The organism is Pseudomonas syringae, assembly GCF_023278085.1.
Classification (GTDB): domain Bacteria; phylum Pseudomonadota; class Gammaproteobacteria; order Pseudomonadales; family Pseudomonadaceae; genus Aquipseudomonas; species Aquipseudomonas syringae_Q.
In genome coordinates this window covers 2,096,520-2,109,096 of sequence record NZ_CP066265.1, presented here as the reverse complement: position 1 = coordinate 2,109,096, position 12,577 = coordinate 2,096,520, and the positions used below count along the sequence as shown (strand labels likewise).

Here is a 12,577-nt window from a genome sequence, read left to right as displayed (position 1 = left end):
TACTCCGCATTCAGTTGATAAATATAACCGCAAGGCCTGCCGTGCCCTGGTGGTTATTTCTTCTTTTTCGGGGCGATGACCATGATCAGCTGGCGTCCTTCCATCTTAGGATGCTGTTCGACGGAACCGTATTCAAGAAGGTCACCTTCAACCCGCTTCAACAATTCCATACCCAGCTCCTGGTGGGCCATCTCACGACCGCGGAATCTCAACGATACCTTGGCCCTGTCCCCGTCACTCAGGAAACGTACCAGGTTGCGTAGTTTTACCTGGTAATCCCCTTCCTCCGTCCCTGGACGAAACTTGATTTCTTTAACCTGGATCTGCTTCTGGTTTTTCTTCGCTGCAGCAACCTGTTTCTTCTTCTCGAAGATCGATTTGCCGTAATCCATCACACGGCAGACCGGAGGGACTGCGTCGGCAGAAATCTCTACCAGATCCAGCTTGGCCTCTTCGGCTATACGAAGCGCTTCATCAATCGAGACGATGCCAATCTGCTCGCCGTCAGCGCCAATTAAACGAACCTCGCGGGCCGAGATATTCTCATTGATCGGGGCCTTGGGTGCAGCTCGTTTATCTTGTCTCATTTCACGCTTAATAATAATTACTCCGTATCTTGGCGACCACGCCGGGAAACCGCTTGTGCGAGGAATTCAGCGAACTGGGCGACCGGCATCGAGCCAAGGTCAGCGCCTTCACGTGTACGCACAGCGACAGTTTGCATTTCAACTTCCCGATCTCCAATCACGAGGAGATAAGGAACCTTGAGCAAAGTATGCTCACGGATTTTAAAGCCGATCTTTTCATTTCTCAAGTCGGACTTGGCACGAAACCCGCTTTCAGCCAGAGTTTTTTCCACTTCAAGGGCAAAATCGGCCTGTTTGTCAGTGATATTCATGATCACTGCCTGAGTCGGCGCCAGCCAGGCTGGAAATGCACCTTCGTAATGCTCGATCAGAATCCCGATGAAACGCTCGAAGGATCCAAGAATCGCACGGTGCAACATGACCGGATTCTTGCGACTGTTGTCTTCCGAAACGTACTCGGCACTCAGACGGATCGGCAGATTGAAGTCCAGCTGCAAGGTGCCGCACTGCCATACCCGGCCGAGACAGTCCTTGAGGGAAAACTCGATTTTCGGACCGTAGAACGCGCCTTCACCCGGCTGCAGATCATAAGGCAGACCTGCGCTGTCGAGTGCGGAGGCCAGCGCCGATTCGGCACGATCCCAAATCTCGTCGGAGCCTACACGCTTTTCAGGGCGAGTGGACAATTTGAGTTCGATATCCTTGAAACCGAAATCGGCATAGACATCCAGCGTCAGCTTGATGAATGCGGCAGACTCGGCCTGCATCTGATCTTCGGTACAGAAGATATGCGCGTCATCCTGCGTGAAACCCCGTACGCGCATGATGCCGTGCAACGCACCCGACGGCTCGTTACGGTGGCAGGCACCGAACTCGGCCAGACGCATCGGCAGCTCGCGGTAGCTCTTCAGGCCCTGGTTGAACACCTGCACGTGGCACGGGCAATTCATCGGCTTGATGGCGTAGTCGCGGCTTTCGGACTGCGTGGTGAACATGTTTTCAGCGTAGTTGGCCCAGTGCCCGGATTTCTCCCAGAGCGAGCGATCGACCACTTGCGGGGTCTTGATCTCAAGGTAGCCGTTTTCACGCTGCACTTTGCGCATGTACTGCTCAAGCACCTGGTACAGGGTCCAGCCCTGCGGGTGCCAGAACACCATGCCCGGCGCTTCTTCCTGGGTGTGGAACAGGCCGAGACGCTTGCCGATCTTGCGATGGTCGCGTTTTTCGGCTTCTTCAATCCGCAGGATGTAGGCAGCCAGTTGTTTCTTGTCTGCCCAGGCGGTGCCATAAACGCGCTGCAATTGCTCGTTCTTGGCATCGCCGCGCCAGTAGGCACCCGACAGCTTGGTCAGCTTGAAGGATTTCAGAAAACGCGTGTTCGGCACGTGCGGGCCACGGCACATGTCGACGTATTCTTCGTGATAATACAGGCCCATGGCCTGCTCGTTCGGCATGTCTTCGACCAGACGCAGCTTGTAGTCTTCGTGACGGGCGCTGAACACCTCGATCACTTCGGCGCGCGGGGTGACTTTCTTGATGACGTCATAATCTTTTTCGATCAGCTGCTGCATGCGCTGCTCGATCGCCGCCATGTCATCAGGCGTGAACGGGCGCTCGTAGGCGATATCGTAATAGAAGCCGTCGTCGATCACCGGGCCGATGACCATCTTTGCAGTCGGATACAGCTGCTTGACCGCGTGCCCTACCAGGTGGGCGCAAGAGTGACGGATGATTTCCAGTCCTTCCTGATCCTTGGGGGTGATGATCTGCAGGCTGGCATCGTTTTCGATCAGGTCGCAGGCGTCGACGAGCTTGCCGTTGACTTTACCGGCGACGGTGGCCTTGGCCAGACCGGCACCGATTGAAAGCGCGACATCGGCTACGGAAACCGCGTGATCGAATGAACGTTGACTGCCGTCGGGAAGAGTAATAGTTGGCATGGCGCCTCCTCTCCTAGTGGTGACCCCTACCAAAGGTCACGTGGGTTGGGATGAGCCAGTACGTGATCCGGTGGTATGCCTGCCTCACAGTGGCAGGAGCCTGACGGCCAACCTTGAACCGAACCAGATGACTGGAGTGTACGAAAATCTGCCTGCGTCGCACCAAAAGCCATCAGCCATGGGGACACTTGAAAATAACAGGACGCGCATCCTAGCACAGCTGAGCCGCCACGGGACGTACATCGACGCAAATCGAGCCAAATAACATGCCATCTGAACTGGCAAGTCTTGTGGACGTCTGAACCAGTCGAGACCCTGTACGTTTCTTTTCAGAAAAAGCCCGTAAAAGGAGAACACCATGAAGCCTCTCAGTCTGTCCGCCCTCCTCGCCTGCGCCGCCGTTCTGGCCCCTTGGGGTGCCCAGGCCGCCATGGACAAACCTGCACAAGACACGTTCACGCGAGAGTGTATCGCTGCTGCAAAGCAACAGAACCTCGATGCTAAAACCGCTGCGGCTCATTGCGATTGCGGCGCCAGGGTAGTGAACGAGAAATTCACGCAGAAAGAAATCGCGTCCCTGAGCAACACCAGCACTGCGCCTGCCCCCGAATTGACCCAAAAACTGCAGAAACTGGTCGCTGAAAACTGCGCCAAGGCAAAATAATCAATTTTTTTGGCGGGGCTGAAGCGCTTACCCGAAGCCTCGGCGGGAACACCCCAAGAAACGCCTGAAAGCCTCATTAAACGTGGCTTTCAGCGCTCCTGAGAACGAACGAAAGTCGCTTGGCCAGAGGCATCATTTAGCCACTTTTAGCGTATGACGCCCTGCATATAGTCGACCTTTGCTTAAAGAGATCACCTTAGTAGCTGTCTTTTTGTGCATTTCGACTATGATAGGCCGGTGTGCCCAGTTGGCCTGAGCAGCACGTTACTGAAAATTATGTTTCTGGAGATACACCATGTCTAATCGCCAAACCGGCACCGTAAAATGGTTCAACGATGAAAAAGGCTTCGGCTTTATCACTCCACAAGGTGGCGGTGACGACCTGTTCGTACACTTCAAAGCAATCCAGAGCGACGGTTTCAAAAGCCTGAAAGAAGGCCAGACCGTTACTTTTGTTGCTGCTAAAGGCCAGAAAGGCATGCAAGCAGAAGAAGTTCAGGTGGCCTGATTCACCTGATGTAAAAAAAACCCCGTCACTGACGGGGTTTTTTTATGCGCGAGACAAAAGCACTGCCTCAACCGCAGTTGATGCGCGCGACTTTTCCGGAAGCGTCGGTGTTGACGTTCACCCGCTCGGAGCGGTACTCAAGCGTGACCATATCGTCGGGCCCGAGGATGCGCGCGTCTTGCGAGCCAGTACGTGTGCGCACTTGCTGCAAGAGCTCGATGGAGGCAGGCTTGCCGATTGCGAACTGGGCGAGCGCTGCATCGCAGCGACCGGGTATGGCGCTGCTGGCGGGCGCATCGGCTTTGGCAGGTGCCGCCTCAGCGCTCGAATCGGAAGCAGTACTACTGCACCCTGCCAACAGCGAAGTCATGACCACAAAACCCAATGTTGCGAACTTCAGGGGCATACACCCTCCTGTGCCAATAAATATTCCAGACCTGGTCCGACCGCGTCGAAACGCGTTTGTTGCAAACCAGCAACAACAAGCGCCTGTAACCCGTTGATCTGTCAGGCGCGAGAGTCTGCCTTGGGAAAGCCTGGGGTGTGCGGGTAAATCGTCACAAAACATTTATCCGGGGACGTGATTGAAAACGCTCATCGACGTGATGCGTAAGTAGAAGTGTCAAACGCCTTGGAGGATGGTTTACTGACCGTGACGCGAGTGCCGGGAAGTCAATGGCGTCATGCGTGACCTTTCACTGGAGACAGACATGACAGCCATCGCTATTGAAGCAGACATCAAGGCCAAATGGCCTCAAGGCCATTGCTCGCACAGCCCGTCAAATCCGGAGGAATTGATGATCATTGCAGTTGATCTGCTGATCAAGGAGCTGGGCACCGACGGCGCCCGCACCTTCATCAGCCAAGTGCTCAGCCGGTATACGCCAGCCAAGCTGCCCGCCTGATGCGTTTCATCAAAACGCCTTTCAAAGCGTTACGTATTTACTTCAAGCGCGCCAGACGCTCGGTCAGCAGATCGAAGAATCCCTGCGCGTCGCCATTTTCAACCCAGAATACATTCTGTGGTTGCTTGAGGGTGCCGTACCAGTCAGCGACTGTCTGACCGAAACCGATACCTTCGCGGGTATCGACCGTGACATTGATCTGCCGACCACTGAACAGCTCTGGCTTTAGCAGCCAGGCTATGACGCTGGCGTCATGCACCGGGCCACCGGGCAAGCCGTAATGCTCCATGTCCAGCTTGACGTACTCATTGAGAATCCCGTCCACCAGCTTGCCGGCGTTGTTGTTCAAGGCAGCGATCTGCTTGAGGCGCTGTTCACTGGTGAGGATCTTGTGGGTGACGTCCAGCGGCACGTAGGTCAGCTTCACGCCACTGGCCAGCACGATCTGCGCGGCATGCGGGTCAGCGAACAGGTTGAACTCGGCGACCGGCGTGATATTACCGCCGTTGAAATGCGCGCCGCCCATGACCACCACTTCCTTGATGCCCTGAGTGATTTCCGGGGCCTGTACCAGCGCCAATGCCAGGTTGGTCTGTGGACCGAGCATGGCGATGGTAATGCTGTGCGGCTTGGCCTTGCTCAGCGTGCGAATCAGGTAGTCCACCGCATTGCCTTCGGCCAGACCTTTGGCGGGCTCATGTATAGGCACACCCGGCAGGCCTTCCTGACCGTGAACGTTTTCGGCGTAAATCGGCGTGCGCACCAGTGGCTTGGGCGCACCGGCATATACCGGCACTTCTTCACGACCCGCCCATTCGCGCGCCAGTCGGGCGTTGCGCGAGGTTTTGTCCAGACGCACGTTACCGGCCACGGTAGTGATCGCCATCACGTTCAGTTCTTCGGGTGAAGCCAGGGCCAGCAGCAGAGCGACGACATCGTCTGCGCCCGGGTCAGTATCGATGATCAGGTCACGCTTTTCGGCCGCCTGAACGGCGGCAGTGCCGAGAATGGACAAGAGCAGCGCTCCGCGAATGAGTTGTCTGGAAAACTGTATCAATGTCATATGAAACTCCCTTTTTTAACGAGCTAGAACACGACCCCTGACACCAGCGCCACGTTGCTGTAAGGCTGGCACTCTCCGGTCCGGATGATCGCCTTGGCCTGACGGCTCAAGACCTTGAGATCCTCATGGCTGATCCAGCGCTGCTGGCCAAGCTGATCGTCGAGATTCAGGCTCTCGATAACCTGCAAGGCCGGTGGCTTGACCTGAGCCATCTCGCTGGCCAGTACGTGGCTTTCCACTTGCATCTCGCTCAGCACGACATCCAGCACACTGACGAAATCCGGCACACCACGGGTCAACGCCAGGTCGATCAGTTCGACCCCGGCAGGCACCGGCATCCCCGCATCGACGATCATCAGGATGTCACCATGCCCCAGCGAAGCGATCACGCGGGACAGAGCGATATTGAGTAGCGGTGTTTTTTTCATAACGATTTGAATTCCTTTACTTCCTCGAACGTCGGGATCGACGGCTGGGCTCCGGCGCGGGTGACGGAGATGGCCGCCGCGGCCTGACCGAAGCGAATCGCCTCGGACTCGCCCTGCCCTGCAGCAAGCGCCGCCGCAAAACCGCCGACAAAGGTATCACCTGCGGCAGTGGTGTCCACGGCTTGTACACGACGCGCGGGAATATGCTCCACGCCAGCGGCATTGGCGAACAGGGTTCCGCGCTCGCCCAGCGTGATGATGACGTTGCGCGCTCCGGCCGCCAGCATGGCAGCCGCCGCTTTTTCAGCCGAGGCCGACGAGTCGACGCTGATACCGGTGAGGGTCTGCGCCTCGCTCTCGTTGGGAATCAGGTAATCGATCAGGCCATACCAGTTCGCAGGCAACGGCTCACTGGCCGGGGCTGGATTGAGGATGACGGTCTTGCCCAGCGCATGGGCGCGAGCAAGAGTGTGAAAAACCGTTTCGGTCGGCACTTCCAACTGGCAGATGACGATCTCTGAGCCAGCCAGCAGCGCATCGAAACGGTCGATCAAGCTGGCATCAAGCCGGCCATTGCCACCGGCAACGATGACAATCGCGTTCTGACTGTTGGCGTCGACCACGATTGAAGCGATTCCGGTGGCCACGCCCTCGACCAGGGTCACCGCCTGACAATCGATGCGCTCGGCCAGCAGTGCATCACGCAGTTGCTCGCCATAGGAATCAGCCCCTACGCAGCCGATCATCGCCACGCTGGCACCCAGACGCGCTGCCGCTACTGCCTGATTGGCGCCTTTGCCGCCAGGCACGGTAGAGAAGGTTTCTCCGCTGAGCGTTTCACCGGGGCGCGGTAAACGCTGGGCGCGGATGACCAGATCCATGTTCAGACTGCCCACTATCACTATTTTTGCTTGCATGGCTCATTAATCCGTTGCTGTGCGTGCGCGTCATTCGTTGGACAAAGTGTTCGGCGCTGCCGTGGACTCGCGCACCACGACGCAAGGCGTCACGAGTCTTTTCTCGACAGGAACTGCATGAGGTGTGGCGATTCGGCTCAACAGCATTTCAGCGGCGTTTTCGCCCAGTTGCATGATCGATTGCCCCACCGTGGTCAACGCCGGGTAGACGTAGCGACTCATCTGGATGTCATCGAAACCGATGACCGACAGGTCCTGCGGCACGCGAATCGAGCGTTCGGCAGCGGCACGCAGCACACCGATGGCAATGACATCATTGCCGGCAAAAATTGCGCTCGGCGGATTCTTTGCCAGAAGCTGGCACGCCGCCTCATAGCCCGCAGAACTGGTGAACTCACTGTGCAGCGCCCATTCGCCGCTGACCTCGACAGAAGCCTCGTGCATGGCGCGCCGATAGCCCGCCAGGCGCATTTCAGCCACCGTACTTTTGAGTGGCCCGCCGATGCAGGCAATGTGTCGATGCCCCAACTCCAGCAAATGCCGGGTTGCCAGCCAGGCACCCTGCTCGTGGTCGATACGAATCGTATCGGCCTCAATGCCGTCCAGCTCGCGGTCAACGATCACCAGCGGCGTGCGCACTTCGGCGAGGCCGCCTGCGATACCGGCATCGCCACCCACTGAAGAGACAATCAGACCGTCTACGCGCTTTTCCAGCAAGACACGCAGATAGCCACGCTGCTTCTCCGGGTTGTCATCGGAGTTGCAGAGGATTACGCAGAAGCCGTTGCGCTCACAGTAATCCTCTATACCTCTGGCCAGTTCGGCGAAGTAAGGGTTCATGCCATTGGGAATCAACAAGCCAATGGTCGAAGTGGTCTTGGCCTTGAGCGACCGCGCAACCGCACTGGGCACGTAATCCAGCTGCGCAATGGCTGCTTCGACCTTGAGCCTGACCGGTTCGCTGACCGGCCGGGTCTTGTTCAGCACGTGGGAAACCGTGGTGTAGGAAATCCCCGCAAGTGCCGCTACGTCCTTGATGGTTGCCATATCAACCCTGGCGCCGTGCCCGCTGGCTGCGGTAGGTATCCAGCACCACAGCGATCACGATGACTGCGCCAGTGATGATGCGCTTGGTGGGCTCGGTCGCCCCGATCTGCGCCAGACCCGCAGCAAGTACCGAGATGATCAACACGCCGAAAAAGGTGCTGATGATCGAACCGCGCCCGCCCATCAGGCTGGTGCCGCCAATCACGACGGCGGCAATGACCTGCAACTCCAGACCGGCACCGGCATTCGGATCGGCAGCTTCCAGACGCGAGATCTGAAACAGCGCCGCCACACCGGCCAGCATGCCCATCAGCGAAAACACCAGAATTTTGTACGGCTTGGGGTTGATACCCGCCAGTCGTACCGCCTCTTCGTTAGTGCCGATGCCGATCAGGTAACGACCGAATACCGTGCGGGTGAGGACCGCCTGAGCGATGAAAATCACCAGCAGCGCGATGATGAAGGATGGCGAGATACCGAACGCGATCGGGTCGGACAGCCAGGCAAACGAATCGCCGATGTAGGCGGTACGTGAGTTGGTCATCTGGTAGGCCGCGCCTCGGGCCATCTCCAGCACGCCAAGAGAGACGATAAACGATGGAATACGCCAGGCCACGGTGATGGAGCCGGTAATCGTGCCGGCCAGCGTTGCACAGGCAATGCCCAGCAGCGCGGCCGGAAACACGCTCCAGCCCCAACCGAGAATCGCTACGCTGACCGCCGAAGCCGCCAGCGCCAGTACCGAGCCCACCGACAGGTCAATGCCGCCAATGATGAGAATCAGCGTCATGCCGACAGACAACACCATCAGATCGGGGATCTGGTTGGCCAGCATGCTGAAGGTCTGATACGACAGGAAGTGATCGCTGAGCAATGAAAACAGCACAATCATGACCAGCAATGCACCTGCCAGCCCAATATAGGTACCAAGGCCAAAATAGTTGGCGCTGCGACGAACAGGCACCGTCAGCGTCGGGGAAGGCGTATTTTTCATGAGTCGTTCCTGGGCGCTGCATCATTGAGCAGCGCGTCACGTTTTTGATAACCGGCGAAGGCAGCGGCAAGCAATTGATCCTGAGTCCAGCTATCGCGCTCGAAGGTGTCGATCAGGCGCCCGGCAGACAGCACGCCGATCCGGTCACAGATCAACATCAATTCGCGAAGATCGCTGGAAACCACCACCAATGCCCTGCCCTGGCGGGTCAATTCGGCCAGCAGTGCATAGATATCGAATTTGGCGCCGACGTCGATGCCTCGGGTCGGTTCATCGAACAGCATCACAGGGCAGTCACGCTCCAGCCAGCGGCCGATCACGACCTTCTGTTGATTGCCGCCTGACAGCTCGGACACCAGTTGGGTCGGACTCGAGCTGCGGATGCGCATGGCCGCCACTTGCCGCTCGGCCAGTTTCAGCTCCAGGTCAGCATTGACCACACCTGCCTTCGCGATGGAATGCATGTTGCCCAGCGCGATGTTGGCGCTGATCGATTGCGACATCAGCAACCCTTCGCTCTTGCGGTCTTCGGTGATCAGGGCAATGCCATGCTCCACCGCGTCGGCCGGCGACCGGACGGTGACTGCTTGCAGCGGCTGGCCTACTTCGATGACGCCGCTGTCGGCAATGTCAGCACCGTAGATCAGGCGTAACAACTCGGTTCGCCCGGCACCGATCAGCCCGGAAATACCGAAAATCTCGCCACGTCGCACCTCGAACGAAACATCCTCGACCTTGCCTGCGCGGCTGAGACCTTTGACGGACAGCGCCACTTCACCGATCTGGCGAGCCCCCATGTCCATATGCTCGCCCAGCTCCCGGCCAACCATGAGGGTCACCAGTTGCTCGCTGCTGTAACGGGAAATCGGCTCGACGCACACCAGCTTGCCATCGCGCAGCACGGCGATGCGCTGGGAAACCCGGGCAATTTCTTCAAGCCGGTGAGAGATGTAAATGATCGAAACGCCACGCGCCTGCAAGCGCGTGATCTGCTCGAACAGCATTTCAACCTCGCGCGAGGTCAGCATGGCGGTGGGTTCGTCGAGGATCAGCACGTGGCAGTCGCCGACCAGATTGCGAGCGATTTCGACCATCTGCTGATGGCCGATACCCAGTTCACCGACCAGCGTGTCGGGATCGATGGCGTCCAGACCCACCTGAGCCATGGCCTTGATCGCGTTTTCACGCAGGCGCTTGCGGTCGATCCAGCCAGCGCGACGCGGCAAATTGTCAAGAAACAGGTTTTCGGCAACAGTCAGCGTCGGCAGCAGGTTCAGCTCCTGCATAACCATGCGAATGCCGAGTTTTTCCGCCTGCGTGCGACTGGCAGGCTGATAAGGCTGGCCTTGAAATTCCATGTGTCCGGTGGTGGGCGTTACCAGCCCGCCGATGATTTTCGACAAGGTGCTTTTACCAGCACCGTTTTCCCCGGTCAGGGCCAGCACTTCGCCGCGCATCAACGTCAGGTCGATATCGCCAAGCACCGGTTGAGCGTAGGTTTTGCCGATGCCACTGACCGAAAGAACAGCTGTCTGAACAGACGCTGACATACATTTCTCCCAGCGCCCGCCCTCTGCGGACGGGCGCTTTTCACTCAGCGTGGATCAAGGTTGGGTAACGAGCTCTACCGGCGTTTCGATCACGCCTTTTTCGTTGGTATCAACCTTTTCACCCTTGACCGCTTTCAGCGCCGCTTCAATGCCGAATACCGCCTGCTTGGCTGCGTACTGGTCAGCCGTGGCCAGAATCCGGCCATCCTTGAGCATCGGCTTGATCGCATTGATGTTGTCGTAACCCACGACCATGACCTTGCCAGCCTTGCCTGCCGCACGTACAGCGGAGACTGCACCCAGCGCCATGCTGTCGTTGCCTGCCAGCAACGCTTTCAGGTTCGGGTATTCATTGAGCATTGCCGAGGCAACAGCATTGCCTTTGTCGATTTCCCAGTTACCGGACTGCGTGGACACGACTTTCATTTTCGCCTTGTCCATGGCGTCCTTGAACCCGGCGGTACGTTGCTGAGCATTGGTGGTCGTCGACACGCCTTCAATGATGCCCACTTCGTCGCCAGCGGTAAGTTTCTTGGCCAGATAGTCGCCTACCAGCTCGGCACCCTTGCGGTTGTCAGGACCGACGAAGGGGATTTGCAGGTTTTTGCTTTTCAGCACATCGGGGTCGAGCTGGTTATCGATGTTGACGACCTTGATCCCGGCGTCGGTGGCTTTTTTGAGCACTGGCACCAGCGCCTTGGAGTCGGCAGGTGCAATCACCAGCGCATCGACTTTGGACACGATCATCTGCTCGACGATACGAATCTGCGCCGAGGTATCGGACTCGTCCTTGATCCCGTTGGAGATCAGGTCGAATTCGTTGGCGTGCTCTTTCTGGTAGGCCTTGGCGCCATCTTCCATGGTCAGGAAGAATTCGTTGGCCAGTGATTTCATGACCAGCGCGACCTTGGGTTTTTCAGGGGTCTGGGCAAATGCAGCAGAGAGGGGCATGACTGCCGTAACGGCAGCAAACATGGCGACAGCGAGAAGGCGTCCAGCAAATGGCAGCTTCATGAGTTCATCTCCGATCTTGTGATTATTGTTCGGGCGAACGACGCAGGGTCGATGCTGAGCATCGACGCGCAAACGTTTGCGAGGAACGAACTATGGAAAAAGCTGTAGGGTTTGTCAATCCGTCCAATGAGAATTATGGTGGCCTGATTCTCGCGCCATACATTGCGCTCATCGCTGTACACCTGTCCCGATGAGTCAAAAAACGCGGCTAAGACCGCGATCGCTCTCGCCCCGCCATAGGAACGAGAAGTGCTCTCCCGAGCACCTCTTGTTCCTCGCGCTCCGCGTGGGTTGCTGGGCCTTACGGGGGCTCGATAATCAGCAGTCAACTGGATCTGAACGTTCGATCAATCCTCAGGCTTGACCGTGGCCACTTCGTCGGCCTTGATCTTGATGGTCTTGCCCGACACATCTTCGAACTCGTAGAAACCATCACGCGTTTTGGTCTTGGGCATGTCCTTGGTAATGTACTGCGTACCGTCCTGCAGGGTAACGACGGTGGGCGTGGAGCAGCCTGCCAACAGCACGACGGCAGCAGCCAGCATCGGGAAAGTCAGTGACTTGATATTCATGCGCGACTCCAGAAGCATCAGTTTTTGTCAGACAGGATAGTGTGCCACTTCAGGCGTTTTTCCTACATAGATGTTGCGAAAGATCCCACTCTGAAATACTGTATGCCCGTACAGCGAACTCTGGGAATTTTTCCGTGGCAAAACAAACCGTAGCGACCTCCTCCACTCCCGGCCCTTATGAGCGCATGGGCATTCGGGTGCAGAAGATCATCAACTCGCCTACTGCGCAGAAGTCCAGGGCTGCCTTGCTTTTTCGGCAGCCTGACGAGTCCGAGGATGACTGGGCGCAACTGCTTGAAGAGATAGCCGAGAACGATAATGTCACCCTCGCCTGGCGCGACGACGGTGGCGTGCAAATATTCTGGACGTTGCCGAAGGAAGACTGACG

General features: G+C 57.5%; 15 protein-coding genes. 4 read left to right on the top strand and 11 right to left on the bottom strand.

Annotated features, from left to right (window positions below):
• Window positions 1-53: 53 nt before the first annotated feature.
• Together infC and thrS are read right to left on the bottom strand one after the other, a co-directional pair.
• The gene (gene infC / locus I9H07_RS09460) at window positions 54-605 is read right to left on the bottom strand and encodes a translation initiation factor IF-3 (protein ID WP_170846037.1); all 552 of its coding nucleotides are present in this window, start codon (window positions 603-605) and stop codon (window positions 54-56) included.
• Window positions 605-2,527, bottom strand: a complete 1,923-nt coding sequence (gene thrS / locus I9H07_RS09455; RefSeq protein ID WP_236427099.1) for a threonine--tRNA ligase — start codon at window positions 2,525-2,527, stop codon at window positions 605-607. The genes infC and thrS overlap by 1 nt, the downstream gene beginning before the upstream one ends.
• A 358-nt stretch (window positions 2,528-2,885) precedes the next feature.
• On the opposite strand from thrS, the gene I9H07_RS09450 reads away from it, so the two are divergent.
• Both I9H07_RS09450 and I9H07_RS09445 read left to right on the top strand, forming a co-directional pair.
• Window positions 2,886-3,191 carry a hypothetical protein gene (locus I9H07_RS09450; RefSeq protein WP_058823745.1) on the top strand — a complete coding sequence of 102 codons (306 nt, stop codon included), beginning with the start codon at window positions 2,886-2,888 and terminating at the stop codon, window positions 3,189-3,191.
• 295 nt (window positions 3,192-3,486) lie between these two features.
• Window positions 3,487-3,699: a cold-shock protein gene (locus I9H07_RS09445; RefSeq protein WP_003315566.1), complete on the top strand. Its 213-nt coding sequence runs from the start codon at window positions 3,487-3,489 to the stop codon at window positions 3,697-3,699.
• Between the two features lie 67 nt (window positions 3,700-3,766).
• On the opposite strand, the gene I9H07_RS09440 is transcribed toward I9H07_RS09445, so the two are convergent.
• Window positions 3,767-4,105, bottom strand: a complete 339-nt coding sequence (locus I9H07_RS09440) for an I78 family peptidase inhibitor (protein WP_024672150.1) — start codon at window positions 4,103-4,105, stop codon at window positions 3,767-3,769.
• 304 nt (window positions 4,106-4,409) lie between these two features.
• On the opposite strand from I9H07_RS09440, the gene I9H07_RS09435 reads away from it, so the two are divergent.
• Window positions 4,410-4,604, top strand: coding sequence for a hypothetical protein (locus I9H07_RS09435; RefSeq protein ID WP_024647796.1), 195 nt, complete (start codon window positions 4,410-4,412; stop codon window positions 4,602-4,604).
• 37 nt (window positions 4,605-4,641) lie between these two features.
• On the opposite strand, the gene I9H07_RS09430 is transcribed toward I9H07_RS09435, so the two are convergent.
• From I9H07_RS09430 to I9H07_RS09395, 8 genes are all read right to left on the bottom strand, one after another.
• Window positions 4,642-5,667, bottom strand: a complete 1,026-nt coding sequence (locus tag I9H07_RS09430) for a nucleoside hydrolase (protein ID WP_024672151.1) — start codon at window positions 5,665-5,667, stop codon at window positions 4,642-4,644.
• Between the two features lie 23 nt (window positions 5,668-5,690).
• A complete protein-coding gene (gene rbsD, locus I9H07_RS09425) occupies window positions 5,691-6,095 on the bottom strand; it encodes a D-ribose pyranase (RefSeq protein WP_024672152.1) in 405 nt (134 codons plus the stop codon).
• Complete coding sequence (rbsK, locus tag I9H07_RS09420) at window positions 6,092-7,012, bottom strand: ribokinase (protein ID WP_024672153.1); 921 nt, start codon at window positions 7,010-7,012, stop codon at window positions 6,092-6,094. The genes rbsD and rbsK overlap by 4 nt, the downstream gene beginning before the upstream one ends.
• 30 nt (window positions 7,013-7,042) lie before the next feature.
• Window positions 7,043-8,059: a LacI family DNA-binding transcriptional regulator gene (locus tag I9H07_RS09415; protein WP_024672154.1), complete on the bottom strand. Its 1,017-nt coding sequence runs from the start codon at window positions 8,057-8,059 to the stop codon at window positions 7,043-7,045.
• 1 nt (window position 8,060) lies between these two features.
• Window positions 8,061-9,053, bottom strand: a complete 993-nt coding sequence (locus I9H07_RS09410; RefSeq protein WP_024672155.1) for an ABC transporter permease — start codon at window positions 9,051-9,053, stop codon at window positions 8,061-8,063.
• Window positions 9,050-10,603 (bottom strand): sugar ABC transporter ATP-binding protein, encoded by a 1,554-nt coding sequence (locus tag I9H07_RS09405; protein ID WP_236425331.1) that lies wholly within the window; start codon window positions 10,601-10,603, stop codon window positions 9,050-9,052. The genes I9H07_RS09410 and I9H07_RS09405 overlap by 4 nt, the downstream gene beginning before the upstream one ends.
• Window positions 10,604-10,657: 54 nt before the next feature.
• Window positions 10,658-11,578, bottom strand: a complete 921-nt coding sequence (locus I9H07_RS09400; RefSeq protein WP_419148780.1) for a sugar ABC transporter substrate-binding protein — start codon at window positions 11,576-11,578, stop codon at window positions 10,658-10,660.
• A gap of 386 nt (window positions 11,579-11,964) precedes the next feature.
• A complete protein-coding gene (locus I9H07_RS09395; RefSeq protein ID WP_058823751.1) occupies window positions 11,965-12,189 on the bottom strand; it encodes a YgdI/YgdR family lipoprotein in 225 nt (74 codons plus the stop codon).
• A 134-nt stretch (window positions 12,190-12,323) separates the two neighbouring features.
• Here I9H07_RS09395 and I9H07_RS09390 point away from each other — a divergent pair, with 134 nt between their 5' ends.
• Entirely contained in the window at window positions 12,324-12,575 is a 252-nt protein-coding gene (locus I9H07_RS09390; protein WP_080394479.1) for a DUF1654 domain-containing protein, read from the top strand.
• The last annotated feature ends 2 nt before the right edge of the window (window positions 12,576-12,577 follow it).

Bases quoted from the DNA above. Each gene is read 5' to 3' on its own strand.
- thrS (WP_236427099.1), bottom strand. From the start codon at position 2,527: ATGCCAACTATTACTCTTCCCGACGGCAGTCAACGTTCATTCGATCAC.
- I9H07_RS09450 (WP_058823745.1), top strand. From the start codon at position 2,886: ATGAAGCCTCTCAGTCTGTCCGCCCTCCTCGCCTGCGCCGCCGTTCTG.
- I9H07_RS09445 (WP_003315566.1), top strand. From the start codon at position 3,487: ATGTCTAATCGCCAAACCGGCACCGTAAAATGGTTCAACGATGAAAAA.
- I9H07_RS09440 (WP_024672150.1), bottom strand. From the start codon at position 4,105: ATGCCCCTGAAGTTCGCAACATTGGGTTTTGTGGTCATGACTTCGCTG.
- I9H07_RS09435 (WP_024647796.1), top strand. From the start codon at position 4,410: ATGACAGCCATCGCTATTGAAGCAGACATCAAGGCCAAATGGCCTCAA.
- I9H07_RS09430 (WP_024672151.1), bottom strand. From the start codon at position 5,667: ATGACATTGATACAGTTTTCCAGACAACTCATTCGCGGAGCGCTGCTC.
- rbsD (WP_024672152.1), bottom strand. From the start codon at position 6,095: ATGAAAAAAACACCGCTACTCAATATCGCTCTGTCCCGCGTGATCGCT.
- rbsK (WP_024672153.1), bottom strand. From the start codon at position 7,012: ATGCAAGCAAAAATAGTGATAGTGGGCAGTCTGAACATGGATCTGGTC.
- I9H07_RS09415 (WP_024672154.1), bottom strand. From the start codon at position 8,059: ATGGCAACCATCAAGGACGTAGCGGCACTTGCGGGGATTTCCTACACC.
- I9H07_RS09410 (WP_024672155.1), bottom strand. From the start codon at position 9,053: ATGAAAAATACGCCTTCCCCGACGCTGACGGTGCCTGTTCGTCGCAGC.
- I9H07_RS09405 (WP_236425331.1), bottom strand. From the start codon at position 10,603: ATGTCAGCGTCTGTTCAGACAGCTGTTCTTTCGGTCAGTGGCATCGGC.
- I9H07_RS09400 (WP_419148780.1), bottom strand. From the start codon at position 11,578: ATGTTTGCTGCCGTTACGGCAGTCATGCCCCTCTCTGCTGCATTTGCC.
- I9H07_RS09395 (WP_058823751.1), bottom strand. From the start codon at position 12,189: ATGAATATCAAGTCACTGACTTTCCCGATGCTGGCTGCTGCCGTCGTG.